Annotated in this window: 22 protein-coding genes and 1 pseudogene; 12 read left to right on the top strand and 11 right to left on the bottom strand. The window is 59.4% G+C overall.

The window, feature by feature from the left end:
• Positions 1 to 135: 135 nt before the first annotated feature.
• A complete protein-coding gene (locus FBZ99_RS21315) occupies positions 136 to 837 on the bottom strand; it encodes a FadR/GntR family transcriptional regulator (RefSeq protein WP_113350866.1) in 702 nt (233 codons plus the stop codon).
• 139 nt (positions 838 to 976) lie between these two features.
• Here FBZ99_RS21315 and FBZ99_RS33350 point away from each other — a divergent pair, with 139 nt between their 5' ends.
• From FBZ99_RS33350 to FBZ99_RS21305, 3 genes are read left to right on the top strand one after another with little or no spacing between them, the layout of a single operon-like run.
• Positions 977 to 1,240 carry a hypothetical protein gene (locus tag FBZ99_RS33350; RefSeq protein WP_210248386.1) on the top strand — a complete coding sequence of 88 codons (264 nt, stop codon included), beginning with the start codon at positions 977 to 979 and terminating at the stop codon, positions 1,238 to 1,240.
• The gene (locus FBZ99_RS21310; protein ID WP_210248387.1) at positions 1,237 to 2,271 is read left to right on the top strand and encodes an MFS transporter; all 1,035 of its coding nucleotides are present in this window, start codon (positions 1,237 to 1,239) and stop codon (positions 2,269 to 2,271) included. The genes FBZ99_RS33350 and FBZ99_RS21310 overlap by 4 nt, the downstream gene beginning before the upstream one ends.
• Before the next feature lie 11 nt (positions 2,272 to 2,282).
• Entirely contained in the window at positions 2,283 to 3,179 is an 897-nt protein-coding gene (locus FBZ99_RS21305) for a dihydrodipicolinate synthase family protein (RefSeq protein ID WP_113350867.1), read from the top strand.
• 13 nt (positions 3,180 to 3,192) lie between these two features.
• Here FBZ99_RS21305 and FBZ99_RS21300 read toward each other — a convergent pair whose 3' ends face one another.
• The gene (locus FBZ99_RS21300) at positions 3,193 to 3,939 is read right to left on the bottom strand and encodes a FadR/GntR family transcriptional regulator (RefSeq protein WP_113329324.1); all 747 of its coding nucleotides are present in this window, start codon (positions 3,937 to 3,939) and stop codon (positions 3,193 to 3,195) included.
• A 125-nt stretch (positions 3,940 to 4,064) separates the two neighbouring features.
• On the opposite strand from FBZ99_RS21300, the gene FBZ99_RS21295 reads away from it, so the two are divergent.
• From FBZ99_RS21295 to FBZ99_RS21280, 3 genes are all read left to right on the top strand, one after another.
• The gene (locus tag FBZ99_RS21295) at positions 4,065 to 5,786 is read left to right on the top strand and encodes an IlvD/Edd family dehydratase (RefSeq protein WP_145634728.1); all 1,722 of its coding nucleotides are present in this window, start codon (positions 4,065 to 4,067) and stop codon (positions 5,784 to 5,786) included.
• A 444-nt stretch (positions 5,787 to 6,230) separates the two neighbouring features.
• Entirely contained in the window at positions 6,231 to 6,857 is a 627-nt protein-coding gene (locus FBZ99_RS21285) for a GNAT family N-acetyltransferase (RefSeq protein ID WP_113350869.1), read from the top strand.
• Between the two features lie 219 nt (positions 6,858 to 7,076).
• Positions 7,077 to 7,760, top strand: coding sequence for an LLM class flavin-dependent oxidoreductase (locus tag FBZ99_RS21280; protein WP_162748764.1), 684 nt, complete (start codon positions 7,077 to 7,079; stop codon positions 7,758 to 7,760).
• Here FBZ99_RS21280 and FBZ99_RS21275 read toward each other — a convergent pair.
• Positions 7,757 to 8,305 (bottom strand): cupin domain-containing protein, encoded by a 549-nt coding sequence (locus FBZ99_RS21275; protein ID WP_069610031.1) that lies wholly within the window; start codon positions 8,303 to 8,305, stop codon positions 7,757 to 7,759. The genes FBZ99_RS21280 and FBZ99_RS21275 overlap by 4 nt on opposite strands.
• Positions 8,306 to 8,448: 143 nt before the next feature.
• Here FBZ99_RS21275 and FBZ99_RS21270 point away from each other — a divergent pair, with 143 nt between their 5' ends.
• The 3 genes and pseudogenes from FBZ99_RS21270 (at position 8,449) to FBZ99_RS21260 (ending at position 11,428) form a co-directional block, all read left to right on the top strand.
• Complete coding sequence (locus FBZ99_RS21270) at positions 8,449 to 9,783, top strand: aspartate aminotransferase family protein (RefSeq protein ID WP_113351070.1); 1,335 nt, start codon at positions 8,449 to 8,451, stop codon at positions 9,781 to 9,783.
• 66 nt (positions 9,784 to 9,849) lie between these two features.
• Positions 9,850 to 10,354: pseudogene (locus tag FBZ99_RS21265) on the top strand (formaldehyde dehydrogenase, glutathione-independent); the annotation flags it as partial.
• Positions 10,355 to 10,822: 468 nt separating this feature from the next.
• On the top strand, positions 10,823 to 11,428 hold the full coding sequence (locus FBZ99_RS21260) for a hypothetical protein (RefSeq protein ID WP_113329322.1): 606 nt from the start codon (positions 10,823 to 10,825) through the stop codon (positions 11,426 to 11,428).
• 508 nt (positions 11,429 to 11,936) lie between these two features.
• Here FBZ99_RS21260 and FBZ99_RS21255 read toward each other — a convergent pair.
• Entirely contained in the window at positions 11,937 to 12,875 is a 939-nt protein-coding gene (locus FBZ99_RS21255; protein WP_113329321.1) for a GlxA family transcriptional regulator, read from the bottom strand.
• A gap of 195 nt (positions 12,876 to 13,070) precedes the next feature.
• Between FBZ99_RS21255 and FBZ99_RS21250 the strand changes: the two genes are divergently transcribed.
• Complete coding sequence (locus FBZ99_RS21250; protein ID WP_113389504.1) at positions 13,071 to 13,865, top strand: SDR family NAD(P)-dependent oxidoreductase; 795 nt, start codon at positions 13,071 to 13,073, stop codon at positions 13,863 to 13,865.
• A gap of 243 nt (positions 13,866 to 14,108) precedes the next feature.
• The gene (locus FBZ99_RS21245) at positions 14,109 to 15,173 is read left to right on the top strand and encodes a glycosyltransferase (RefSeq protein WP_113350871.1); all 1,065 of its coding nucleotides are present in this window, start codon (positions 14,109 to 14,111) and stop codon (positions 15,171 to 15,173) included.
• A 51-nt stretch (positions 15,174 to 15,224) separates the two neighbouring features.
• Here FBZ99_RS21245 and FBZ99_RS21240 read toward each other — a convergent pair whose 3' ends face one another.
• The 3 genes from FBZ99_RS21240 to FBZ99_RS21230 form a co-directional block, all read right to left on the bottom strand.
• The gene (locus FBZ99_RS21240; RefSeq protein ID WP_113350872.1) at positions 15,225 to 16,490 is read right to left on the bottom strand and encodes a glycoside hydrolase family 5 protein; all 1,266 of its coding nucleotides are present in this window, start codon (positions 16,488 to 16,490) and stop codon (positions 15,225 to 15,227) included.
• 76 nt (positions 16,491 to 16,566) lie between these two features.
• A complete protein-coding gene (locus tag FBZ99_RS21235; protein ID WP_113350873.1) occupies positions 16,567 to 17,049 on the bottom strand; it encodes a YybH family protein in 483 nt (160 codons plus the stop codon).
• Between the two features lie 17 nt (positions 17,050 to 17,066).
• Positions 17,067 to 18,305, bottom strand: a complete 1,239-nt coding sequence (locus FBZ99_RS21230; protein WP_113350874.1) for a YbfB/YjiJ family MFS transporter — start codon at positions 18,303 to 18,305, stop codon at positions 17,067 to 17,069.
• Positions 18,306 to 18,406: 101 nt separating this feature from the next.
• Between FBZ99_RS21230 and FBZ99_RS21225 the strand changes: the two genes are divergently transcribed.
• Entirely contained in the window at positions 18,407 to 19,291 is an 885-nt protein-coding gene (locus FBZ99_RS21225; protein ID WP_113350875.1) for a LysR family transcriptional regulator, read from the top strand.
• Here the strand turns inward: FBZ99_RS21225 and FBZ99_RS21220 are convergent.
• The 4 genes from FBZ99_RS21220 to FBZ99_RS21205 form a co-directional block, all read right to left on the bottom strand.
• Positions 19,275 to 21,005, bottom strand: a complete 1,731-nt coding sequence (locus tag FBZ99_RS21220; RefSeq protein WP_113350876.1) for a M14 family metallopeptidase — start codon at positions 21,003 to 21,005, stop codon at positions 19,275 to 19,277. The genes FBZ99_RS21225 and FBZ99_RS21220 overlap by 17 nt on opposite strands.
• A 5-nt stretch (positions 21,006 to 21,010) precedes the next feature.
• Positions 21,011 to 21,859 carry an ABC transporter permease gene (locus FBZ99_RS21215; protein WP_113329314.1) on the bottom strand — a complete coding sequence of 283 codons (849 nt, stop codon included), beginning with the start codon at positions 21,857 to 21,859 and terminating at the stop codon, positions 21,011 to 21,013.
• A 5-nt stretch (positions 21,860 to 21,864) separates the two neighbouring features.
• Complete coding sequence (locus FBZ99_RS21210; protein ID WP_113350877.1) at positions 21,865 to 22,788, bottom strand: ABC transporter permease; 924 nt, start codon at positions 22,786 to 22,788, stop codon at positions 21,865 to 21,867.
• Positions 22,789 to 22,851: 63 nt separating this feature from the next.
• Entirely contained in the window at positions 22,852 to 24,387 is a 1,536-nt protein-coding gene (locus FBZ99_RS21205) for an ABC transporter substrate-binding protein (RefSeq protein ID WP_113350878.1), read from the bottom strand.
• Between the last annotated feature and the right edge of the window lie 35 nt (positions 24,388 to 24,422).

The raw sequence follows: 24,422 nt of genomic DNA, 5'->3' as shown, positions 1-24,422 counted from the left end.
GCCTGGCCTGCAGGAAATATGGGACCGGCCGTGAGAGCGTTCCGTTTACGAGGGGCGAACCCCCTTTCGCGGTCCGGTCCTTCCCCCGTCATCCATGTCCTCACAGTCCTCGCTTTGGCGAGCAAATCTTGATGGCTATGATGCCGCCCGCTCCCGCGCGTGCCCAAGGAAGCCTGACGTCTGGTCGAGAACAGCCTCCATCGCGTGTCTGGCGGCGATACTGTCGCCTGCGGCGATTGCCTCGGCAACTGCGGCGTGGTTTTCGAGATTGGCCGCAAATGCACCGACCGTATGCGGGAAAACGGCATCGAGAATGGATTCGATCGCCTGGCGCAGGCTTTGCAGCACCGGATTATGCGTTGCTGCAAGGATCGACATGTGAAAGGCCTTGTCGGCGGCGACGGCTGCGATCGGGTCCTTCTGGTCCCGTTCCATGCGGCGATAGATGTCGAGGATCGCCTGACGTTCCAGATCGGTTGCCCGCAATGCCGCCAGCGCGGCGGCCCCAGGCTCGATGATCTTGCGGGCCTCGGCAAAAGCCATAAGCTCATCGTGCGAGATCCGTCCGCGCGACAGCCATGCGATCAATTCCCCATCGAGCCATTGCCATCGCTCTCGCGGCTCTACTCGCGTGCCCGTGCGCTGCCTGACGGTCACGAGACCCTTGGCCGACAATATCTTCGCCGCTTCACGTACGACCGTGCGACTGACGCCAAATTCCTGCTCCAGTTCGCCTTCCGAGGGAAGATAGGCGCCGGGGAGGATCTGTCCGGACGCGATGCGGATGCCGAGGGCCTCCACGAGGGCTGTCGTCCTGTTCGGCTTTGTCTTCGTCATGCGTCGGTCCTTCGCCTCCATCGCCAACGAGACCAACCAGAATGCGGTGACAAAAGCAAATAGCTTGTTGCACCCTACAAACATCATATGTTAAAGGTATGATGTTTGTAGGGTGCCGATGAGTGTCGTGGAGGGGGAAATGAATTTCGATACCAATGCGGAGGCGGTCCGACGCATCAATCTGCGCATCCTGCCGTTCCTGATGCTGCTTTATCTCGTCGCTTACATCGACCGGTCGAATATCTCCGTCGCCGCGCTCGGAATGAATGAGGAGCTGGGCCTGACGAGCCAGATGTACGGGCTGGCGGCCGGCATATTCTTCGCGACCTATATCGTCTTCGAAATACCGAGCAGCTGCTGCTGGCCCGGTTCGGCGCACGCCGCTGGATTGCCCGCATCATGATCAGCTGGGGCATCATTGCTGCCGGCATGGCATTCATTTCCAGCGCCTATCAGCTCTATGGAATGCGCCTCCTTCTCGGGGCGGCCGAGGCCGGCTTCACGCCGGGCATCATCTACTATCTCGCGAAATGGTATCCGTCGCGCGACAGGGCGAACGCCATGTCCTTCTTCTATATCGGCGCAGCGTTCGCATCGGTCATCGGCTTGCCGCTCTCCGGCCTGCTGCTCAATGCGCACGGTATTCTCGGCCTATCGGGATGGCGCTGGGTGTTTCTGATCGAAGGCATTCCCGCCATCCTGTTGGGCTTCGTCGTGTTGAAGTTCCTGCCCGATCGCCCGCGAGACGCAACATGGCTCACGACCAAGCAGCAGGATGGCCTCGAGCGAACCATCGCCGCCGAGGAGGAGAAGGCGCCTGTCCCGCATCATGCATCCTGGAGTGCCGCCTTTTCCAACACTCGCGTCTGGATGCTTGCCGTCTTTTGGCTGCTTCAGGCCTTCGGGACGATCGGCATCACGCTTTTCATGCCGCTGATCGTCAAGAGCCTGTCCGGCGGCGGCAATCTGGCGGTAAGCCTGCTTTCGGCGGTGCCGTTTCTGGCTGCCTGTACCTTCATGTTCTTCAATGGCAGGCATTCCGATCGAACCGGCGAGCGCGCGTTTCATCTCGGGCTTCCGCTCGCCCTGGCCGGTGTCTGCCTTCTCGGTGCGACCCATGCCGGCGATCCACGGCTGTCCTACTTGCTGCTCGTCCTTTCGGTGGCACTCAACTGGGCGGTTATTCCGATCTTCTGGGCTGTCACCACCGAGTTCGTCTCGGGGATTGCGGCGGCCGTATCGATCGCGCTCATCAATGCACTGGCGAATGTCGCAGGCCTCGCCCTGCCGCCGGTGATCGGCTGGATCAAGGATTCGACCGGAAACTATGATGTGGCGCTGACGCTGGTGGCTGCCGCCTTGATCGCGGGTGGCCTCCTCGGCATCGCAATCGCCCGCAAAGGTGCGCCGGCCCTTCGGCTTTCTAAACAATAAGGCGAAACGAGATGGCGTTCGAACCTGAGAAACTGCACGGTATTCATGCGATCCTCTACGCGCTCTTCGATAAGGAGGAAAAGCTCGACAGGTCGGCGATGAAGCGGCAGACCGAGATTTGCGTGGCGGCAGGCGTGCATGGGCTTGCCGCGCTCGGCCTTGCTACGGAGGTCTTCAAATTGACGGCCGCCGAGCGCCGGACCGTGATGGAATGGCTTGCCGAGGACAATGCCGGCCGCCTGCCGCTCGCCTTCACCATCTTCGGCACTTCGGTTGCCGAGCAGGTCGAGCAGGTGCGGCACGCCGAAGCCGTTGGCGCTGACTGGGTGATCCTCCAGCCGCCACCGGTCGGCACTTTCGGCGTGGGCGAATATATTGGCTTCTTCGGCCGCGTCGTGGATGCGACGAACCTGCCGGTGGCGATCCAGAATGCCCCTGCCTTTCTCGGACGCGGCCTGACGGGACCGGATCTCGCGGCATTGCGCGCTGCCCATCCCAATGTAAAGGTGTTGAAGGCGGAGGGCTCGGCCATCGAGATCAAGGCGTTGATGAAGGCGATCGGCGAGGGCGTGCCTGTTTTCAACGGTCGAGGTGGCCTGGAATTGCTTGACGGGCTGCGGGCAGGCTGTGCCGGCTACATTCTCGCTCCCGATCTCATCGACTATGCGGTCGACGCATACACCGCCTTTCGCGCTGGGAATGAGGTCCGTGCCGAGGAAATCTATCGTGCCATGCTCCCATCCGCCGTTGCCGTCATGCAGGGGATCGAGCACCTGATGTGCTACGGCAAGCGGCTGTTTGCCGAGCGGGCGGGGCTCACGGTTCGCGATCGCGCGCCTGCCATGCGTCCGACACCGTTCGGCGAGGAACTTGTCGCCTTGCATGCTAAGAGGCTCGGATCTTTCTGAAGCCGATCTGCTTCTAATTTTCGGATTGCGGCAATTCCAGCTTCTGGACCTCCAGCGCCTCGCGCAGGAGGTTCTTCATCTGCTCGGCAGCGCCCGGACCATCGGCGCCGGCAATGGCTTCATAGACATTCTGGTGACGGCGTATCCAGCGTTCGTCCTCCTTTGCAGTCCGTTGCAGCCCCGCCTTGAACACATGCTTCAGCCCCACTGAGATCAGCGACCCCAATGCCAGATAGAAGGCATTGCCGGTCGCTGCCAAAATGGCGGTGTGAAATGCGAGATCGTGCTCGATCTTTTCGTCCGCGGTCGAGGCGAGGGTCATGCCGAGCAAGGCATGTTTCATTTTCTGTAGCGTCTGCGGCGTCGCACGCGCGGCGGCAAGCTCCGCCGCGGCCGGCTCGAAGGATTGCCTGAGTTCATAGAGATCGATACGTGCCCTCTCGCTGCCGTTTTCCGCGCCGAGCCTCCATGCGAGGACCTGCGGGTCAAGCAGCAGCCATTCCGAGTGATCGGTCACTCTGGTGCCGCTTCTCGGGCGGCTTTCGAGAAGGCCCTTGGCCGACAGGATCTTGATGGCTTCCCGGATGACGGTACGCGATGTCCCGAAATGATCGCAGAGCTCCTGTTCCGTTCCGATGGAGGCTCCGGCCGCAAGTGCGCCACCGACGATCCGCTCACCCAGCGCGTGCACGATCGCGTCGTGGTATCTCTTGTTGGTGCCGAGGCTTGCATCATCGGCGTCCGAAGTCATTCCGGCCATCTGCCTTTCCCAAAAATCGAGACATGTCTAGCGTCTTCAGCCTGTGGTCACAAGCGCTACCGCGCTTGACCGCTATGGCTTATTTGTATAACAAAAAAATAAATTATAATACAAAAGAGGCAATCATGACCAAGGATCCAAAGCGGCGGTCGCAGGCGTGGTTCAGCGGAGTGGACAAGGATGGCTTCATCCATCGCTCGTGGATGAAGAATGGTGGCCTGCCCGATGATGTGTTCGACGGCCGCCCCGTCATCGGCATCTGCAATACGTTTTCGGAATTTACGCCCTGCAACGCGCATTTCCGCGAACTGGTCGCGCATATCAAGGCCGGCGTCCTGGAAGCCGGCGGATTGCCGCTTGAATTTCCGGTCTTCTCCTGCGGCGAGTCCAATCTGCGGCCGACTGCGATGCTCTTCAGGAATCTCGCTTCCATGGATGTCGAAGAGGCGATCCGCGGCAATCCCATGGACGGCGTCATCCTGATGGCCGGCTGCGACAAGACCACACCATCGCTGCTGATGGGTGCGGCAAGCTGCGATCTGCCGACGATCGTCATTTCAGGCGGGCCGATGTTGAATGGTAATTTTCGCGGCAAGCCGATCGGCTCCGGCACGGACGTCTGGAAATTCTCCGAGGAAGTGAGGGCAGGCACCATGAGCCGGCAGGAGTTCATGGATGCGGAAAGTGCCATGTCACGCTCGCCCGGCCACTGCATGACAATGGGAACGGCCTCGACCATGGCGTCGATGGTCGAAGCCCTCGGCGTTGCCCTGCCGACCAATGCGGCATGGCCTGCCGTCGATGCCCGACGGGCGCGGCTTGCCCGGATGACCGGGCGCCGCGCCGTCGCGATGGTCAAGGAAGATATGCGGCTTTCGAAGGTTCTCACGAGGCAGGCGTTCGAGAATGCCATCAAGATCAATGGCGCGATCGGCGGATCGACCAATGCCGTCGTTCATCTGCTCGCCATCGCCGGGCGTATCGGCGTCGACCTGTCACTGGAGGATTGGGACAGGCTCGGGCGCGACGTGCCGACGATCGTCGACCTCATGCCGTCGGGCAAATACCTCATGGAGGATTTCTGTTATGCCGGCGGCATTCCCGCCGTGATGAAGGAAATTTCCGACCTCCTCCATCTCGATGCACTCACCGTATCGGGGGGGAGCGTCGGAGATAATATTGCCGATGTCGTCAACCGCAATCCGGACGTCATCCGCAGCCGGTCAAATCCGCTCGTCGACAGCGGGGGAATTGCCGTCCTCAAGGGCAATCTTGCGCCTGATGGGGCGGTGCTCAAACCATCGGCCGCATCGCCGCATCTGATGCGTCATCGCGGCCGCGCCGTCGTCTTCGAGACTATCGAGGATTTCCATGCCAGGATCGACGATCCGAACCTCGATGTCGATGAGAATTCCGTTCTCGTGCTGAAGGGGGCCGGTCCGCGCGGCTATCCCGGCATGGCCGAGGTCGGCAACATGGCTTTGCCAAGCAAACTGCTGGAGAAAGGCGTACGCGACATGGTGCGCGTTTCCGATGGCCGCATGAGCGGCACGGCCTACGGAACCGTGGTGCTGCATGTATCGCCGGAAGCCGCCGCCGGCGGTCCGCTGGCACTCGTCGAGCAAGGGGATTTCATCGCACTCGACGTCGAGGCCCGCACATTGGTTCTCGACGTTCCGGACCATGAGCTTGCACGGCGGCGCGTGGCCTGGAAGGAACCGGTGCCGGAAATGACCTCAGGATACCAAGGCCTTTACGTTCGAACGGTCATGCAGGCCAATACCGGCGCCGACCTAGATTTCCTGGTCGGCGGACGCGGCGCCAAGGTTCCGCGCGAGAGCCACTAACTCATTTCATTCAGAGCGAATATGCCTACGTTCCTGGGCATCGCTATTCTTCATCGGTTACTTCATTTTCGAGGTGCGGAGCAATCTTCTGCTGACTAGGTTTGGTGCGAATAAACGGGTCGCGAATATCCAGGCGTCTGTGGCTCGATCTCCCGATGTTCTCTTGTATGCCGCGAAACAGGGCGGTGAGCTGGTGCGCTTGTGCGGCTCTTTGGTTGCATAAATTTGACAATATAATCTATAATTTTAATAGACAAAAGAATCGGGCAACGATGTTTCAATCATCGACCGCACAATGAAAGATCGTGCCGTGCGAAGCGCACCATCGATCATGCATGCTCTGCCTGCGAAGCGCTGAGCGGAGTTTGCAGAGTGGTCGGCAAGATCGGCGATCCTCACGATCGATCCCGGGCAGCCTTCAGAACATTGTTTGGAGGCATATGCATGAACGATATCATAGTCCGGTCGTCATTGCTGGACCCGGCGGCGGAACCGCTGATCGATGGTCTTGCCAGCGAGTATGATAGCAGATATGGCGCCGTCAGCCGCCCGGGCGGCGCGCGAGCGGAAATCATGCGTTATCCGAGTGCGCTGTTCGCCCCGCCGCTTGGCGATTTTCTCCTGCTGCAGCGCGACGGTCAGACCATTGCCGGCGGCGCCTTTATGAGCCACGACGACGAAACCGCTGAGTTCAAGCGGATATGGGCGCATCCGGATCTCCGGCGTCAGGGACTGGCACGCCGCATCATGATCGCGCTCGAGGAGAGTGCCGGGCAACTCGGCTATAACAGGGCCTACCTTAGCACCGGCTTTCGCCAACCGGAGGCCGTGGCCTTCTATCTGTCGCTCGGTTATCGCCCTCTTTTCGACCCGACCGTCGACCCGAGCCTCTATCGCTCCCTGCCGTTCGAAAAGCATATCGGTAAAAAGGCGGGAGCACCCGGTCTGACACCGATCTATCCGCCTGCCGCCTCCTTTGAGGAGGCTACGGCGCGCGTGACTGCGCTCAAGGCCGGGCAGGAGCAGCAGATTATCGCCCGCCTGGCGGCTCACGAAACCTCCGCTGCGTGACGGGCATGGCGTCTCCGATGGCTATCGGCAGATCCTGACAAGAAATCGGATCTGCCTTCGAGTTCCACAATATCGCGAAACAGGACTTCACATGACGCATCCAAATGGTCTCAGGGTCGGCATCGGATTAGATGTTGCCGCGCAAACCGCAATTCGCGCGACGCTCAGAAGAAATTCTGGCGGGCGCTTGTTGCGCGTTTCGACACGGTGGTCGATTTTGTGACGCTGGAAGACGGCTTTGCCCGTCTTGACGGCGACGGGCTGGATGCCGTGCTGCTTGCAAACTGGCTTGCCGCGAGCAGCAGCAATATCAGAATCATCCCCGGCGCAGCGGTCAATTTCCTCGAGCCGTTTCATGTCTCGACCGCCATCGCGACGCTGGATTTCGTAAGCGAGGGCAGGGCGGGTTTTCTGGTTCAGCATTATGATGGATCGAGGGCCGTGCATGCCCGGCAAGCTATTGGCGCCCTCAATGGCTTTCCTGCAGCGGGAAGCGCCGCCTTGCGTCAGGACGCGCTTGATGTCGTCGATGTCGTGCGGGGGTTATGGGACAGCTGGGAAGATGGAGCGGTCATTCGAGATAAGGAAAGTCAGCGCTTTCTGGATGGCTCGAAGCTGCATTACATCAATTTCAAGGGCAGTGGCTTTCAAGTTCTCGGTCCTTCGATCACGCCGCGCCCGCCGCAGGGACAGCCCGTGGTCGCGACAGCGTATCGTCATGGCGAGAACCCATCCGTGGCCTCGGCTGCCGATGTTGTCTTCCTCCATCCAGATCGCCTGGACATCGCCAATCTCATCAGGACGATCGGTACTGCGGACAAGAACAGGGTGCGGGCGTTCGTAGCCGACGTCGTGATCGATGCCGATGGTAAGCGCAGGCCATCCGGCCTACCCGTCCACTAGAAGCTGGGCGGCGTGCAGGCGCTGATGACTTCACAGGGATATGGCCCGACACAGCGGAAGCGATGCGGGCGGCGACTTTCGAAGTAGTAGGCATCGCCTGGGCCGAGAATGCGGCGTTCGTCATCCACCGTCACCTCCAGGCGGCCGGTGAGCACGATGCCGCCTTCCTCTCCCTCGTGCACCAGTGGTACCTTGCCGGTATCGGCGCCCGGCTGATAGCACTCCTTCAAGATCTGAAGGCTGCGGCCGAAGAGGTTTTCGCCGATCTGCCGATAGGAAATCGGGCCTTTGCCGATTTCGACCAACTCCTCAGCCGCGTAGAAAGCCTTTTTCGGTGCTTCCGGTTCGAAGGCGAAGAATTCGGCAAGGCCGATCGGGATGCCGTCGAGGATGCGTTTCAGCGCACCGACGGATGGATTAGCCGAATTGGATTCGATCAGCGAGACCGTCGAATTGGTAACGCCCGCGCGCTTGGCGAGTTCGCGTTGAGAAAGATTGTGCGCAAGGCGCAGATGACGCAGGCGATTGCCGATATCGACGGACATGACGGTCTCGGGTTTCAGATGTTCGAAATATCGAAAACATCTCATGTGATATAAGCAAAATCAATGGGTTAAATTCAGCAAGAAAAGGTCTTGTTCGAAACAGGAAAATCGCTGATGTCAGGGATAATGCAATGGAGGCGACCATGGACAAGATCACGCATTCCAACACCCCTGTTCTCGAAAATTTCTGGATGCCGTTCACGGCAAACCGGCAGTTCAAGGCGGCTCCGCGTCTGCTCGCAGCCGCCGACGGCATGTATTACACCGATGTCGACGGCAAGAAGGTGCTTGATGGGACGGCAGGCCTCTGGTGCGTCAATGCCGGCCATGGCCGCAGGAAGATCGCACAGGCGGTCGAGCGCCAGCTCTCCACCATGGACTATGCGCCGACCTTCCAGATGGGCCACCCGATCGCCTTCGACTTTGCGGCAAAGCTCGCTGCGCATGCGCCGGGCGGTCCGGAGGCCGGGCTCGACCGCGTCTTCTTCACAGGCTCCGGATCCGAGTCGGTCGACACCGCGCTGAAGATCGCCATCGCTTATCAGCGCGCTATCGGCCAGGGCACGCGCACCCGCATCATCGGCCGCGAAAAGGGCTATCACGGCGTCGGCTTCGGTGGAATTTCCGTCGGCGGCCTCGTCAACAACCGCCGCGTCTTCCCGCAGATCCCTGCCGATCACATGCGTCACACTCTCGATATCGAGCGCAATGCCTTCAGCAAGGGCCTGCCGGCCCATGGCATCGAGCTTGCGGAAGACCTCGAACGGCTGGTCGCGTTGCACGGGGCTGAAACGATCGCCGCCGTCATCGTCGAGCCGATGTCCGGTTCTGCCGGCGTCGTTCTGCCGCCGAAGGGCTATCTGGAGCGGCTGCGCGCCATCGCCGACAAATATGGCATCCTGCTGATTTTCGATGAAGTGATCACCGGCTTCGGCCGCTTGGGCACCCCGTTTGCAACCGAATATTTCGGCGTTGTTCCCGATCTTGTCACGACGGCAAAAGGCATCACCAACGGCACGATACCGATGGGCGCCGTTTTTGCCAGCCGCAAGATCTATGATGGCCTGATGACCGGCCCGGAAAACCAGATCGAGCTCTTCCACGGCTATACCTATTCCGGCCATCCGGTCGCCTGCGCCGCGGGGCTTGCGACCATGGAAATCTACGAGGAGGAAGGTCTGCTGACGCGTGCAGCCGAACTGGCCGAGGACTGGCAGAATGCGCTGCATTCACTGAAGAGCCTGCCGCATGTAGTCGATATCCGCAATCTCGGCCTAGTCGGCGCTGTAGAACTCGCGCCGCGTGATGGCGCCCCGGGCACGCGGGCCTACGACGTCTTCGTCGATTGCTTCCAGAAGGGCCTGTTGATCCGCGTAACCGGCGATATTATCGCTCTTTCTCCGCCACTCATCATCGAGCGCGCAGAGATCGAAACGATCGTCTCCATGCTTGGCGATGCGTTGAAGCGGGCGGTCTGATAATTTCCGGACCTGACCGGCGCGGACAGCGTCGGTCAGGCTCGACAAGGATCGCCCTGCACATGCAAGGTTGGCTTCGAACCATCGATCTTTCCAGGAGCGATCGTCTGGGCGATATGATCGCTGAAGTCATCGGCACCCATAAGGTGGATAGTGCGATCGATGCAGTCGGCTCCGAGGTGCCTGGTCATTCAGCGGCGAGCAGCCGGTGATCATGCTCAATCAAATGATGGAGACGACAGGAGCCGCCGGTTCGATCGGTATTCCCCGACTGTATGTAACGAAAGATCCCGGTGCCGTAGACAGTGCCGCGAAACAGGGCAGCCTGTCTCTGCGCTTCGGTCTCGGCAAGGCAAAGGTACTATCCTTTCATACGGGACAGACGCCGGTGTTGAAATACAATCGCCAGCTCAAGCAGGCGATCCTGCAGGACAGGCTGCCGATTGCAGATATTGTCAACTCCAGGATCATTTCGCTCGAAGATGCTGCACAAGGATATGAGAATTTCAATCGAGGTGCTGCAACGAAGTTCGTGCTGGATCCGTATGGCGAGCTGACGAAGGCAGTGTAGAGAGGAAAAACTCACAGGATCATGGAGTGATCCCGAGGTGCATACGGACCGAGCGCAGAGGTTGCTATCTCGGGCCTCGGTCTCGTAGAGGCGAATGCATAGGAGTTTGCCGGACAACAAAGTGGCGGCAAGAGCCAGAGACGGCATCAACTACCCCTCGACACGCCCGCAAGGTTTGTGCATCGCCATAGAGCATTTCCAAGCAAGGATGCACCGCAGCACGCCTTGCCGAAGTTTTCAGATCATGTCCGGAAATGGCCAATCGGGTCGGAAAATTTGCGAAAATTGAGCGTCTTTGCTCTCCAAAGGCGGCTGCAAAGGCCAGATTGTCGACAATAATGACGTATTATGTTGCCATTATACATCTATCCTTTACATATATGCGGGCATCCATGCGGAGGAGCTTCGTCATCGCTTCCTAAGCAACGGCGGCTTGACAAAGAACGCTAACCTGAAGAGATCGGATCAATGGCAAACTTTCTTGAGAAATGGACTTCAAAAAAGGCTGATAAGCCGAAGGCTGGCGCACGCAATGTTGTCGATACATTTCGTGCTCGAGTAGCGGAACAGAAGGCATATCTGGAGGAGTACGAGCGAGACGCTGCAGGCTTCAAGAAGTGGCGCTCTACTTGGTTCCAGCGTGTCCCCGGTGGCTTTGGCGTGACGGTCGGCCGCGACTCCATCAATGCCGGTCGTGGATTGAGCTACGTCGTTGTCGACACGGTCAAGGACGTGGCTGAGTTTCTCGATGATCTGGCCTTTCATGCGGAGAATGATGTCGGCTTCCAGCAGGCTCTCGAGCAGAACCGCCAACGTCGCGTCGCACTCCTGAACGCGGCAAAGACTGGAGGCAAGGCAACGGCTTCGAAGACGAAGGCGAAGGCTGCCAAGCCCGCGGCAACGGTAAAGTCGGCCGCCGCCAAGCCTGCTGCTACCAAGGCAGCACCAAAAGCTGCGGCACCCAAAGCTACCCGGACAAAGGCCGCTTCGGTTGCCGCTCCCGCACCGGCTGCTGCAGAGGCAGCAAAGCCGAAGCGCACGCGCAAGACGAAAGCTGCAGGCGCAGCAGAATAAGACTAAGAAGCCCGCTTCATGCGGGCTTTTTCTTGCCTGAGATATGCTGATGTCATCGAGGGTGTGTAGTTGCGCCATCGAACAAGCATCATGGCGGATGTATCTTCGACATTGCCGGCCCCAGGAGTTAAACTGAACCGGAAGAGAGACGCGCGCTCAATGAGGGACTATGCGGCTATTGGTGCTGACATATTGATTGGAGCTCCTAGCGCATCGGATCAACCTGCCGATGGTCGGTGATGTGGCCGACAGACCATGCAGCAATCGTTGTAGTGAATGCTTCGAGGCAGCGGCATAAGATCGCTACGGCCAAATGTGTTGAGCAGGACTTCTCCTTGAACTGAGCGATCGTGGCGAGTGGGCAATGACGCTCCGCTCGGAGAAGGTTCATTCCATGCCGTGCAGCAATCCGAAAGGAGCGGGTACAAGCCGCCCCTTTCGGTCGATCTCACCTCTTCTCGCTATGGGCCTTGATGGCGGCCGCGACTTCGTTCTTCGCCGGCTACATCTACCCGAAAGCGCGTACGTTGCGGCGGATCGTCTGCGGCGGCTGGCCCAGCACGCGCAGGAATGCGCGACGCATGCGCTCGCGATCGGCAAAGCCGACTTCGGTGGCGATTTCGTCCATCGAATGGCGGCCGTCTTCGATCATCAATCTCGCAGCCTCCACCCGCATGTTCTCGATCGCCTTGGCGGGGGATTGGCCGGTCTCGCTGCGGAAGACGCGGTTGAACTGGCGCGGGCTGAGGCTTGCCGCCTCTGCCAGCTCCTCGACCGATACGATTTTGCGCAGATTTCGTCCGGCAAAGTCGAGCGCGCGTTGAACACGGTCGGACTTCGGCTCCAGCTCGAGAAGCGTGGAAAATTGCGATTGCCCGCCGGCGCGGCGGTGATAGACGACGAGCTTTCGGGCCACTGCTCGTGCCAGCTCCTCGCCGTGATCCTTCTCGATCATCGCAAGGGCGAGGTCGATGGTGGCGGTCATGCCCGCCGATGTCCAGATGGACCCATCGATGATGAAGATTTTGTCTTCATCGACCTTCAGCGCGGGGAAGCGATCCCGCAGCTCTCGCGCAAAGACCCAATGTGTCGTTGCGCGGCGACCATCGAGCAGGCCGGCTTCAGCCAGAGCAAAGGCGCCGGTGCATGGAGCCGCGACGCGCCGGGCGGATTTTGCTGCCCGACGGATATAGTCGAGGATCGCCGGAGATGTCGATGAAACTTCCGTCGCCGCGCCTATGAAAAGAGAATCAAAGGCAGCGTCGCCAAATGCCTCCGTTTCGACACAGAACCCCGCCGATGAGCGTACAGGCCCTCCTGTTTCCGATAGCAGCGTTACACGATAGAGCTCCCTCTCGCTCGCCAGATTTGCAACCTCGAAGGCGGTCACTGCGGTAAATCCCATGACCTGAAAGCCGGGGAAGACGAGAAATCCGATGGAATGCATGGCAAAGCTCACGGCTGGAAAAGGTGCTTATAGCATTTATCGGTCGCGAACGGCATCAATTTTCTACGATTCGAGCCATTATTTACCGTTCTGAAATGTCTGAAAACGTGGTGAATATGACATTTAGGTCATCGGCATCCGCGCGTATTGTTATTGCAGCGGAATAGTGACGCCGCAGGACAAGGAATGGAAACAATGACAAATTCATCGGGCAAGGCATTGGTAACGGGCGCTTCTTCGGGCATTGGCGCCGTCTATGCGCACCGGCTCGCCCACCGGGGCTACGACCTTATTCTGGTGGCGCGCAATGAAGACCGGCTTTCGGCGATTGCGGATCGGCTGCGTACAGAGACGGGATGCAAGGTCGAAGTGATCGCCGCAGATCTCGGCTCGGCAAATGGGCTGCGGCGTATCGAGCATGTGCTGAAGACGGATGAAGCGATTACGCTTCTCGTCAATAATGCCGGCTTTGGCGGGGCGGCACCTTTGCTGGAGGCCGATGTCGACAAGATGCAGCAGATGATCGATCTGAATGTCACGGCGCTCATGCGGCTGACCTATGCAGCGGTGCCAGGCTTTGTTCAGCGTGGTGGCGGCTCCCTCATCAATATTGCGTCGATCGTCGCAATCGCACCGGAATTGCTGAATGGCGTTTATGGCGGCACGAAAGCCTTCGTCCTTGCCTTCAGCCAGTCCCTCAAGCATGAGCTGGCGGATAAGAATATTCGCGTACAGGCAGTTCTGCCCGGCGCGACTGCAACGGAATTCTGGGCGGTCGCCGGTGTCCCCGTCGAACATCTGCCATCGGAGATCGTCATGTCGACCGAGGATATGGTCGATGCAGCGCTGGTTGGCTTTGATCGGGGCGAGCTTGCGACGATCCCTGCTCTCGAAGACGTCGATTTGCAGAAGGCTTATGAAGATGCACGGCAGGCCTTGAAGCCTAATCTTTCGCGCTCTACCGCAGCTCGACGTTATCAAGTGAAGTAAGAATCTATCGAATGAATAGCGTGGCCGGCATTCACATCGTGCCGGCCGGTCATTCAAAAGCCATAAAACTGGTGAGGCTCGGAAAGGCAAGACGGATCAACAGGATCCAAGCATCGGCTGCATAGGATATCACGTAATACCACTTATGCGTCAGGATCTATCCCGGCCAGTATCGACGTCATTCATTAGGACCTGAATGAGAAGGTTCGCCGCGACCAAAGCAGATCTGCGAGGTTCAATGCGATGTATTCCATCCAAGACCGCACTCCCGTCTCCATCGTCATTGCGAACTACAACTACGCGCATTTTCTGAGGCGCAGTATCGACAGCGCGTTGGATCAGGATTACGACGATGCCGAGGTCATTGTAGTCGATGATGCATCGACGGATGCGACGGTTGACGTCATCGCCTCCTATGGCTCTCGAATAAAGACATGTCTGCGTGAGGTGAACGGTGGACATGCTGCAGCATTCAACACCGGCTTCGCATCCAGCCACGGCGAGATCGTGCTGTTTCTCGATGCGGATGATTATCTCTATCCGAATGCTGTATCAGAGGTTGTTGAAGCCTTTGAAGAGAAGACAGCCCAGGTGCAGTTCAGGCTGCATATCGTTGATGAACAGATGCATGTAAAGGATGTATTTCCGCCGGTAGAACTGCCCTTCGATTCCGGCGATGTCACTCCGGAGTTACTGCGGAAAGGCCGCTATCAGACGACGGTCACCAGCGGTCTTGCGTTCAAGCGTTCGGTGCTGGACAAGGTCATGCCGGTCCCGGAACCGGAGTTTCGCCAGGGCGCCGATGGATATCTTGCCACGGTTGCGCCGCTCCATGGCGAAGTGACCTCCATCGAAGATTGCCTCGGCGCCTATCGCATACATGGCGCCAATCATTCCGTCTTTGCCGAAAAGCTCGGTCAGCGCGCACGCTGGCGCATAGCGCATGATTTCCGCCGGTTGGAGGCCCTGTCGGATCAGGCAACGGAGATCGGATTGGACATGCCCGATGATGCCGGCCTGCGCGATCCCGTCCATCTGGAGGAGCGTCTGGCATCGCTTTGCATCGACAGGGACCAACATCCTGTTGCGAATGATTCCAGGCTCTCTCTTGCCGTGGCCGGCGCGGTTGCCAGTCTCAAGATGAATGCGTCGCGAAAGCGTCGCCTGATGCTGGCCGGATGGTTTCTTTCGATCGGTGTCCTGCCTCGGGATATGGCAAAGACCATCCTCTCGTGGAAGCTTGTGGCCTCATCCCGGCCTCCGTTTCTCCTGCGTCTCTCGAAGACCATCAGGCATGCAATGGGATAGCTGGATTCCGGGAGATATGGGGCATCTCGCGCCAATGGATCGACCGTGATCCTACTTGGCAATGCCTGATTTGCGCGAAGGTCCCATCAAGGCGTCGAGCACGGCTTGATGATGGATATTCCTGTCATAGCGGCTGTCGGTCGCAAGCTGCATCAAGCCGGCAAAGGCGCTCTTGGCGGAAGGTTTCTTGCCCTTGCCGCGGAGATAGGCGGTCAGGCGGCGATAGTTTGCATTCGTCTCGATCTCCAGCGGATTGCCGGCGCCTATTTTCTTCAATGGCCACCATGACCAGCCGATGCCGTTCTTTTCCTGCAATGCGACGGCGCGCGCGTACCACTCATTGTTGTTTTCGCCGGATTCGCCGTTCCAGAGCGGCATGTCATATTGTTCGCGCAGTTTCAGGAAGGGTTCGATCGATTCCTGCGTCGTCGGTGTCCAGTATTTGTGGAAGCTGAGCGCCGTATTGCGATCGTCGATCGGCAATATGCCGGCATAGTTATTGCCCCAGCAATTGCCCTCGATGATAAGCATATGGTTGGTGTCGATCGCGCGGATGGCGCGGATGGTGCGCTGATAGATGTCACGCAGCGGCCGGTTTTCGGTCTCGCGGCAGCCGCCCTTGTCTTTCTTGTCCTGAAAACCCCAGTTCGGCTCGTTGAGCAGATCATAGCCCGCGATCGTCGGCTCGTCCCTGTAGCGACGGGCGATCTCGCTCCACAGCGCGATCATCATTGCCTGGTTTTCGTCGCTATCCCAGAGCGACGGCTTATTCGGATTGCGATCGGAAATGGCGATGTCGTGACCCTGGCCGCCAGGTGCCGCATGCAGGTCGAGGATCAGGTACATGTCATTGGCTTTCAGCCAGCGGATCAAAAGGTCGATCCGCCGAAAGCCCTCCTCGTTCCAGACAATGTTCTTGGAGGTGTTCTTGCCGTGCTTGTCCTCGATGAACAGGTTCCAGTGCATCGGCAGGCGTACGCTGTTGAAGCCCCATTTGGCCATCGCGTCGATATCGGCTTTCGTTACCGCATTCTCGCGCCAAGATCGATAGAATTGCTCGGTCCTTTTCTCGCCGATGACTTCGGAAATGCGGCGGCGAATGATGTGCTGCGCCTTCAGATTGGAAAGCCCCATCATATAGCCTTCCTGCACCATCCAGCCGCCGAGGCCGAGACCGCGCAGGATGAGGGGATTGCCCTTGCCGTCGACGATCCAATGATGATCGGCGCGAACGAATCCCTCGGCCTGTGCCGGCGGTGCAAAAGACCCCAGGCAGAGAATGGACAGGCTGGCGAACAGCAGCAGAAAATGCCTCATGAATCCCAACTCGCGTGAAACTTTGGCGCCATGTGGGCAAGGTAGCGCGCAGAGGGCCAAAATCTCGTGCCAATATCTACGCCGGTCGCTCCAATGGCTCACCGAAGATGATTTCCTGATAGGCAGCAAGCAGGGCAGGTTCCTCAATGGAGCCGTGATGGTGGAGCTGACGCCAGACGCCGTCGATCCGGGTGAACCAGCGTGTCGTGCGGATGCGAAGCTCGATATTCCTGTCGGCGGTGACGCAACTTCCCCGCTCCCGGCCAACGAACAGATGCCAGTCATCACCGCCCTGGCTGGTAAAATCATGGAATGCGACTTGGACTTTCGCCTTTCCACCAAACAGCTTTGCATAGCCTTCACGGATCGACGGCCATCCACGCCGGATGCCGCCGATCGGATTGTCCATGCTTGGCTTGCCGCCATCGGCCCAGTTGGCGGCCAGTGCTTCCAGGTCACCGGCGTTGAAGGCGCGATAAAAGCCGATGAGCGCATCGAGTGCACCACCATTCCCCATCATGTTTTCGCTGCCGGTAATTTCAGTCAAAAGCTTTGTCATGCCATGTTCTCCTATTGTTAGGCGTCGGGACCTTGGGCATTCTCCTGAGGAGCGCGGACCAACACCGCAATGGTGAGGTCGATCGCCAAAGCGAGAACCATTGCGCCGGCTCCGATCAAGAAGAGGACCCTGTAGTTTCCGCCGGTTCGGGCGAAGATGAAGGAAAGTCCATAAGCCGCGGCCGCCTGAAACAGGGCAAAGAATACGGTTGCCAGGCTCCATGCGACCTTCTGCTGCGCCGGATGGTGCGGCAGCAATTCCGCGATCCTCCCGAGCATCAGGGGAACCGTACCGGTTACGAAGGCGCCGACGATCAGGCTTGACGCGATGAGCCAAGCCTGCCCGAGACCAAAGGTGGGAATGGCGACTGCGACGGCCTCGAGAAGGAAGGCAAACCGCAGCGCTGCGGCAAAACCCGTGCGATCGGCCAAATGGCCGGCGAGGATGGGGCCGATGGTCGCGCCGAGGCCAAACAGCACCCAGTATTCCGCGCCGACCTGCAAGCCCTCTCCCAAGCCGCGGGCTACGAAATCCACGAGGAAGATCATATGCGGAACCCAGCCGGCGGCATTCAAAGCATATTCGATGTAGAGCGCGCGCAGCGTCCAGCGTTTTGGGACATGCGTGGCATGATGGCTCGCGGCGGTGTGGCCGGCGATTTCGCGCGGCCATCCGGTCCAGGCGATGATCGTAAGCAGCAGCGATAAGGCGCCGAGGCCGAGCCATGTCTCACGCAAGCCCTGTCGCAGCAGCAGGGGCACCAATGTGCCCGATAGTGCGATGCCAGCGCCGATGCCCATGAAGATTATACCGCTGGCAAGCCCTCGGCGAGACGGTGCGATCAGCGGCAGGACGGTCGGCGCTGCCAGAACCATCAGGGCGCCGCCGGCAAGGCCGGCTGCAAAACGCCACGCAAAGAACCATGGAAAGTTGACAGGAAAGGAGCAGGCGAAGAAGGCTGCCGTTGCGGCAAGCATCATGATCCTGAGCGTCAGGACCGTGGAGGCACGGGCGGCGACCGTCCGCCCGAGCAATGCGCCGACCAGATAGCCGGAAAGATTTGCGGCACCGAGATAGGCAGCCGCCGGGGCTTCGAACCAATTGTTATCGACGATGGCGGGCAGGAGTGGCGTATAGGCGAAACGGGCAAGGCCGATACCGATCAGGCAAGCGCAGAATGCCGACAGGATGGCACGCCATGCCATATGAGCATCATGATGGTTCCTGTCGGTTTCGTGCGTGGCGGTTTCGGTCATGGGAACTCTCTCAACTATCTGTACTTGAGAGAATACGCCGTGCATTATATCATAAAAAATGAATTATTATGAGAGCAGTTATCTCTATTGGAGATAAGAAGATGGATGTATCGGATCTCAAAGTTTTTGAGGCAGTATCGCGGCACGGCAGCATGAACCGGGCAGCGCAGGAGCTGCATACCGTTCAATCGAATGTGACGGCGCGGATCCGGGCATTGGAAGAGGAGCTGGGCGTCAGCCTGTTCCAGCGGCATGCCAGGGGCGTGTCGACCACGCCGGCGGGGCAACGAATTCTGCCATTTGTCGGGCGCATCACCAAGCTTCTGGCCGATGCCCGTACTGCCGCCAGGGATGATGGTGAGCCGGGCGGGACGCTTTCCCTCGGCAGCCTGGAGACGACCACGGCGCTGCGATTGTCGCCGCTCCTCGGCCAATTCGCCAAGACCTATCCACAGGTGCGCCTCGTCGTCGCGACCGGTACGACCCGCCGACTGATCGACGATGTCGTTTCATGTCGGGTCGAGGGGGCCTTCGTGGCGGGTCCCGTCAGCCATCCCGATCTCGAGCAGGAGGTGATCTTTCAGGAAGAGCTCGTCCTCGTGACATCGCCCGCCATTGGCGGAATGGAGGATTTGGCCTGCATTGCCGATCTGAAGACCATCGTCTTCCAGATCGGCTGTTCTTACCGCCAGCGGCTGGAGTCGCTTCTTGCCGATATGGGTATCGTCACCTCGAAGCCGCTGGAGTTCGGCTCTCTCGATACGATCGTCAGCTGTGTGTCGGCCGGCGTCGGCATCACTCTCCTTCCGAAAGGCGTCGTCGCTGCCGCTGCCCGGAAGGGCAGGGTTGCAATCCACGAGATCCCGCCGGAGCGGTCGCTGGTGGATACGCTCTTCGTGCGCCGGAAGGACGCCTATACGTCCAGTGCGATGACCGCGCTTCTCGATATGATCCGATCAACCCGTCCGACTAACTTAAAGCCATGATCTCCTGCCAGGCGCGATAAGCCGAAAGCACGGTTTCCATCTGCGCGGTATGGCCGGCGATGAATGCGTCGCCGTAAATGGTCTCGTCCGGATATTCGGTGATCAAGGTCATGGGCACCGTGTGGCGGTCGTCGATACTGGCGAGGCACGGGAAGCCGTTGATGATGCGGAAGCCGGTTTCGCCGGCATGGATTTCATAGAGTGCGATCTGGCGGTCGTTATAATCCAGCAGCCCCGGGATGGCGCCGAGGTGCCTGGTGACCTTGTCCAGAAGGTGCTCTGCCTGAGCCGCCCAGCCGGAATGATAACGGGCAATCAGGAAAAAGCCCTTCGGCAGCGTCCACATGGCGAAGTTGCGTGGGACATAACCGGAGAGCGGCCGCGTCCATTCATGCGCCGGATAGCCATGCAGGTTGACGTGCAGCCGCGCGCCGCTCAGCCTTTCTGCCTGGAAGCGGATTTTCTTTTCGAAGAGATGGGAGCCGGCAGTCTCTTCGGTCCGATATTCGAGATCGTCGCCAAGCGCGGTGTAGCGGGCAGCATGATACATGTGGCGCGGGTTGTCTTGGCGCAGACGCTGATGAAGGGCGTAGCCATCCGGATTTTCCAGCGGCGAGATGGTGAAATGCGCACCTTCGACCCCTGCCAGCCGCCGCGCTGCCCGCAGCGCGCCCGCGCCGCCAGTCGTCTCGTTGGCGTGCTGCCCGCCGCTGATCATCACGGCCGCGTCGCTGCCCTTGATGTAGCGCGCTCGAACTGTGCGGCCAGAGCGTGTGACGGCCTCGAATGCTTCGCCGCCGATCTTGTTAAGCTCGGCCTCGATCTGCTGCACAGCAAGTGGTTCCGTTGCCATCTCGATCTGCTGTTCCGGGCCATCCCAATAGCGAGACGTCAGTGGTTGCGTTTCCACTTGGACGGAAATCTGGCCAGAGGACTGCAGGATTTGCGGAACGATCTGCCCCGGCTTCAAGCCACGGTCGCCGAGGGGGCGGCCGGATTTCTTCTGGAAGAATTCGAGCAGCGAGAAATAGAAGTCTTCATGCAGCGCCTCGCGAAGGCTCATGACTTCGTCGCCGACGGGCAAGGTCTCGTCCAGCGCCGGCAGGGCAACGCGAATGTTCAGTTCCTCGAAATAGGGTTCGCTTGCGCCCCAGTCGAAGCGTGTGACCGCGGCAACGGTCTCCTCGAAGAGTTGTTCATAATCGGTGGCGAGCCGGTTGCCCGTCGCATTGCCGTCCGGCACGAGCCAGCCGGTCGGAGAAACGCTCGTTTCGCCGGCGGCATCGATATGGACGCGATTCGGCGCCAGCACCTTCAATTGGCGCTCTTCACCGGCTTTGCTTTTCAGCAGAACGTCATAATGAAAGTTGATGTCGGCTCGCGCGGTAAAGGTGATTTTGCGATTTCCCACCATTGCCGCGAGCGGATAGGCTTCTAGGCGGAAGCGATTGTCAGGTGCGTTGGGATGAACCGGGTAGCGGATCTCGATCGCATTCACATCATGCAGGTCGATTTCCTCGATGAAGGCATTGATCAGCGGCTTGTAGGCGCTGCGAATGCGAGCCTTTATACCTTTTTCCGCGAGCGTACGCTCAGCCTGCTGGCGGCTCTGACGATCATCGAAAGTCCATGCCTCGAAGTTCTGGCCAGGCTTCGCATCGGCAACAAGGCGCGATAGCGTGCGCTCAAAACGTCTCTCGAAAATCACGGTCATGATATCTACCTTGTCGTTCTGCCTGTTGGGTCGAGGCTGTCGCGCAGCCAATCGCCGAGGAGATTGAGACCGAGCACGGTCAAAAGGATTGCGACGCCCGGGAAAAGGCTCACCCACCACGCCGTCTGCAGATAGGTGCGGCCATCGGCCAGCATGCCGCCCCAGCTCGGAATTGTCGGGTCGACGCCCAGTCCGAGGAAGGTCAGGCTGCTTTCCAGGAGAATGTTGGTGGCGATGTTCAGCGTCATCAATACGATCACCGGTCCGATGAGGTTCGGCAGCAGGTGCTGGAAGATGATGCGCCAGTCTTTGACGCCGATCGCGCGTGCCGAGAGGATGAATTCCCGCTCGCGTAGGCTGAGCACGGAACCGCGCACGAGGCGCGCATATTGCACCCATTGCGATACGATCAGCAGGATGATCGTGTTGGTGAGACTGCCGCCGACAATGGCGATGAAGGTGATCGCCAGCAGGATGAAGGGCATGGCAAGCTGGACGTCGGCAAAGCGCATCAGCAGCATATCCCAGATGCCACGATAGTAGCCTGCGGCAAGCCCCACAAGCACGCCAAGCACAACGCCGCCAAGGACCGAAGTCAGGCCGACGGTCAGCGATATCTTGCCGCCTGCGACAACGCGGGCTAGCACATCGCGGCCGAGGGGATCAGTGCCAAAAGGATGGGCGAGGCTGGCGAAGGGCCTTGCAAGCCTTGCCATCAGATCGATCTTTTCCGCGCCGCCTGGAAAAAGCACGTCAGAGAGCAGCACGGCAAGGCAAATGACAGCCGTGAGCAATACACCGAATATGAATTCGAAGCTGTAGAAGCGCGAACGGTGAGAAACTGTGGCGGCCATCAGCGTTACTCCGTGCGGATACGGGGATCGACGAGGCCATAGGCGATGTCGACGAGGAGATTGACGCCGATGATGAAGAGCGCCAGCACGGTGATTACGCCCTGCAAGACCGGGTAGTCGCGGGCGCCGACGGCGTCGAATGCCAGCGTGCCGAGGCCGGGCCAGTTGAAGACGCGCTCGATGACGACGATGCCGCCGAGCAGCCCGCCGAACTGAATGCCGAAATAGGTGATGAGCGGTATCGCGCAATTGCGCAGCGCATGCTTGTAGAGCACCTTGCTTTCGCTAAGGCCCTTGGCGCGCGCGACCATGATATATTGCGATTGCAGCGTCTCCAGCATGGCGGTCCGCACCAGGCGCACATTGGTCGCCGTCAGGATGACGCCCATCGTCACGGCCGGCATGACGTAGCTCGAAATGCCGACCATGCCACTCGGCGGCAGCCAGCCGAGCGTGATGGAAAACAATAGCACCATCATCAGCGCCAGCCAGAAGTTCGGGAAGGAGAGGCCGAGGAGCGAGAGAACGCGGATCACCTGGTCCGCCGTCTTGCCGCGTGCCGTCGCTGCCTTGATGCCGAGTGGGATGGAGAGCGCGATCGATACCACCATCGAGATGAAGGCGAGCAGCAGCGTGGCGGGCAGGGCATTGGCGATCAGTTGCGAGACCGGTGTACCGCCGGTGAAGCTGCGGCCGAAATCGAGCGTCAGCAGCCCCTTCAGGAAGGTGAAATACTGCACGAGGAAAGGTTGATCCGTGCCAAGGGCTGTGCGGATGCGGGCAAGGTCGTCTTCGGTCATGCTGCCGCCGCCCTGAAACATCATCACGGCAGGGTCGCCGGTGAGGCGGATGGCGAATGAGACGAGAAGGGTGATGGCGATCACGACGAAAATCGCCTGAAGCAATCGCTTGATGAGAAAACCGGCCACGTTCTTACCCCGAGAGCTTTCGCATGACGCCGCCGGCCGTGCCGGCGGCGTCATGCTTGATGATTAGTCGACGGTGACTTCGTTCAGCTTGATGCGGGTATCCGGAGCGGGCACGAAGCCCTTGACGCGCTTGCTGACGCCGTAGATCGCATTGCTGTTGTAGAGCGGCAGTTCGAGCGCCTTATCAGCGACGTATTTGCCGATGTCCTTCAGCACCTTTTCGCGCTCGGCGCGATCGGTGAGGGGGCGCTGCGATTCCAAGAGCTTGTCCAGAGCGGCATCCTTTTCATACGGATTCCACTTTTCGCCGGAGTGATACATCGAATAGGCAGTGTTGTCGTAGTCGAAGGTCCAGCCGCCCCACTTCTGCTGGAACATCGCGCCGGTCTTACCCTGCGGGATGATGTCGTTCAGCAGAACGTTGGTTTCATACGGCTTGATGGTGGCGGTGAGGCCGACCATCTGCAGATAGCTTGCCACGACCTGCGCCACCTCGTTCATGGTCGCGTCGTTGCCCCGAATGTCGATCTGCAATGTCGCGCCCGGCTTCACGCCGGCTTCGGCGAGCAGCTTCTTGGCGCCAGCGGGATCATAGGGAAGCGGCTTCAGATCGGCATCGTAGCCGAAGGAAAGCGAATTCTGGAAGCTGACGATCTCGGTTCCTTGGCCAGCAAGGATCGACTTGACGATCGTGTCGCGATCGACTGCCATGATGATGGCCTTGCGCACGCGCGGATCGGCGGTAATGCCGTCGCGGGTGTTGAAGCGCAGTGCATCGACCGTCGGGCCGGGAACGCTGGCGATTTCCAGCTTTGAGTCACCCTGAATGACCGGCAGCATGCCGATCGGGATGGTCGGCGGGATGACGATATCGACGCGGCCGGCCTGAAGCTCGGCAACGGCGGTCGCCGGCTCGCTGATGAAGCGATATTCCAGTTCGGAGAGCTTCGGTGCGCCGCCCCAATAATCCGGGTTGGCTTCGAGCTTGATGTTCACCTTCGGCGTATAGGAGACGAATTTGAAGGCGCCGGTGCCGACCGGATTGAGGTTGAAGTAATCCTCGCCCTTTTCCTTGATATATTTCGGCGGCACGATCATCGCGCCATAGCCGGCAAGCTTCGTCAAAAGCACCGGATCGGGCGTTTTCAGCTTCATATCGACCGTGTAGTCGTCGATGATATCAACGCTTTCGATAGCCGTGTAGTTCGAGCGTTGCGGTCCCTTGGCGCCCTGTTCGCCGAGCAGGCGGTCGAAGGTGAACTTCACCGCTTCGGCATTGAAGGGCTCGCCGTCATGGAATTTCACGTTATGGCGGAGCTTGAAGCGGATGCGCTTGCCCTGATCCAGCTCTTCCCAGGATTCGGCAAGACCCGGTACCAGCTTGAGATCGGGGCCACGATAGGTAAGGCCGTCGAAGATGTTGGTCGAAACGGCAGCCCATGCCACGAGGAACGTGTCGATCGGGTCCCAGCTGCCGGGATCCTGCGACGACGAAACCGTCAGCTTGCCGGCCGCGAAGGCCGGAGCGGCGCTGATCGCGACGCCTGACATGACAAGTGCCGTCAGAGCGGTCTTCAATCCCCATTTTATTGTTTTCATTGAACCTGTTTCCTCTTCAGATCGATGCGGTGGTT

The sequence above is a fragment of the Rhizobium sp. ERR 1071 genome (genome assembly GCF_007828675.1).
GTDB lineage: Bacteria > Pseudomonadota > Alphaproteobacteria > Rhizobiales > Rhizobiaceae > Rhizobium > Rhizobium dioscoreae.
Note: the sequence above shows the minus strand (reverse complement) of the source record. Positions and strands in the feature narration are given on the sequence as shown.

Coding starts and splice junctions, on each gene's coding strand:
- FBZ99_RS21295 (WP_145634728.1), top strand. CDS start 4,065: ATGACCAAGGATCCAAAGCGGCGGTCGCAGGCGTGGTTCAGCGGAGTG.
- FBZ99_RS21285 (WP_113350869.1), top strand. CDS start 6,231: ATGAACGATATCATAGTCCGGTCGTCATTGCTGGACCCGGCGGCGGAA.
- FBZ99_RS21240 (WP_113350872.1), bottom strand. CDS start 16,490: ATGAGGCATTTTCTGCTGCTGTTCGCCAGCCTGTCCATTCTCTGCCTG.
- FBZ99_RS21205 (WP_113350878.1), bottom strand. CDS start 24,387: ATGAAAACAATAAAATGGGGATTGAAGACCGCTCTGACGGCACTTGTC.
- FBZ99_RS21300 (WP_113329324.1), bottom strand. CDS start 3,939: ATGGCCGGAATGACTTCGGACGCCGATGATGCAAGCCTCGGCACCAAC.
- FBZ99_RS21245 (WP_113350871.1), top strand. CDS start 14,109: ATGTATTCCATCCAAGACCGCACTCCCGTCTCCATCGTCATTGCGAAC.
- FBZ99_RS21255 (WP_113329321.1), bottom strand. CDS start 12,875: ATGCATTCCATCGGATTTCTCGTCTTCCCCGGCTTTCAGGTCATGGGA.
- FBZ99_RS21270 (WP_113351070.1), top strand. CDS start 8,449: ATGGACAAGATCACGCATTCCAACACCCCTGTTCTCGAAAATTTCTGG.
- FBZ99_RS21310 (WP_210248387.1), top strand. CDS start 1,237: ATGATCAGCTGGGGCATCATTGCTGCCGGCATGGCATTCATTTCCAGC.
- FBZ99_RS21235 (WP_113350873.1), bottom strand. CDS start 17,049: ATGACAAAGCTTTTGACTGAAATTACCGGCAGCGAAAACATGATGGGG.
- FBZ99_RS21250 (WP_113389504.1), top strand. CDS start 13,071: ATGACAAATTCATCGGGCAAGGCATTGGTAACGGGCGCTTCTTCGGGC.
- FBZ99_RS21305 (WP_113350867.1), top strand. CDS start 2,283: ATGGCGTTCGAACCTGAGAAACTGCACGGTATTCATGCGATCCTCTAC.
- FBZ99_RS21275 (WP_069610031.1), bottom strand. CDS start 8,305: ATGTCCGTCGATATCGGCAATCGCCTGCGTCATCTGCGCCTTGCGCAC.
- FBZ99_RS21260 (WP_113329322.1), top strand. CDS start 10,823: ATGGCAAACTTTCTTGAGAAATGGACTTCAAAAAAGGCTGATAAGCCG.
- FBZ99_RS21225 (WP_113350875.1), top strand. CDS start 18,407: ATGGATGTATCGGATCTCAAAGTTTTTGAGGCAGTATCGCGGCACGGC.
- FBZ99_RS21315 (WP_113350866.1), bottom strand. CDS start 837: ATGACGAAGACAAAGCCGAACAGGACGACAGCCCTCGTGGAGGCCCTC.
- FBZ99_RS33350 (WP_210248386.1), top strand. CDS start 977: ATGAATTTCGATACCAATGCGGAGGCGGTCCGACGCATCAATCTGCGC.
- FBZ99_RS21220 (WP_113350876.1), bottom strand. CDS start 21,005: ATGACCGTGATTTTCGAGAGACGTTTTGAGCGCACGCTATCGCGCCTT.
- FBZ99_RS21230 (WP_113350874.1), bottom strand. CDS start 18,305: ATGACCGAAACCGCCACGCACGAAACCGACAGGAACCATCATGATGCT.
- FBZ99_RS21215 (WP_113329314.1), bottom strand. CDS start 21,859: ATGGCCGCCACAGTTTCTCACCGTTCGCGCTTCTACAGCTTCGAATTC.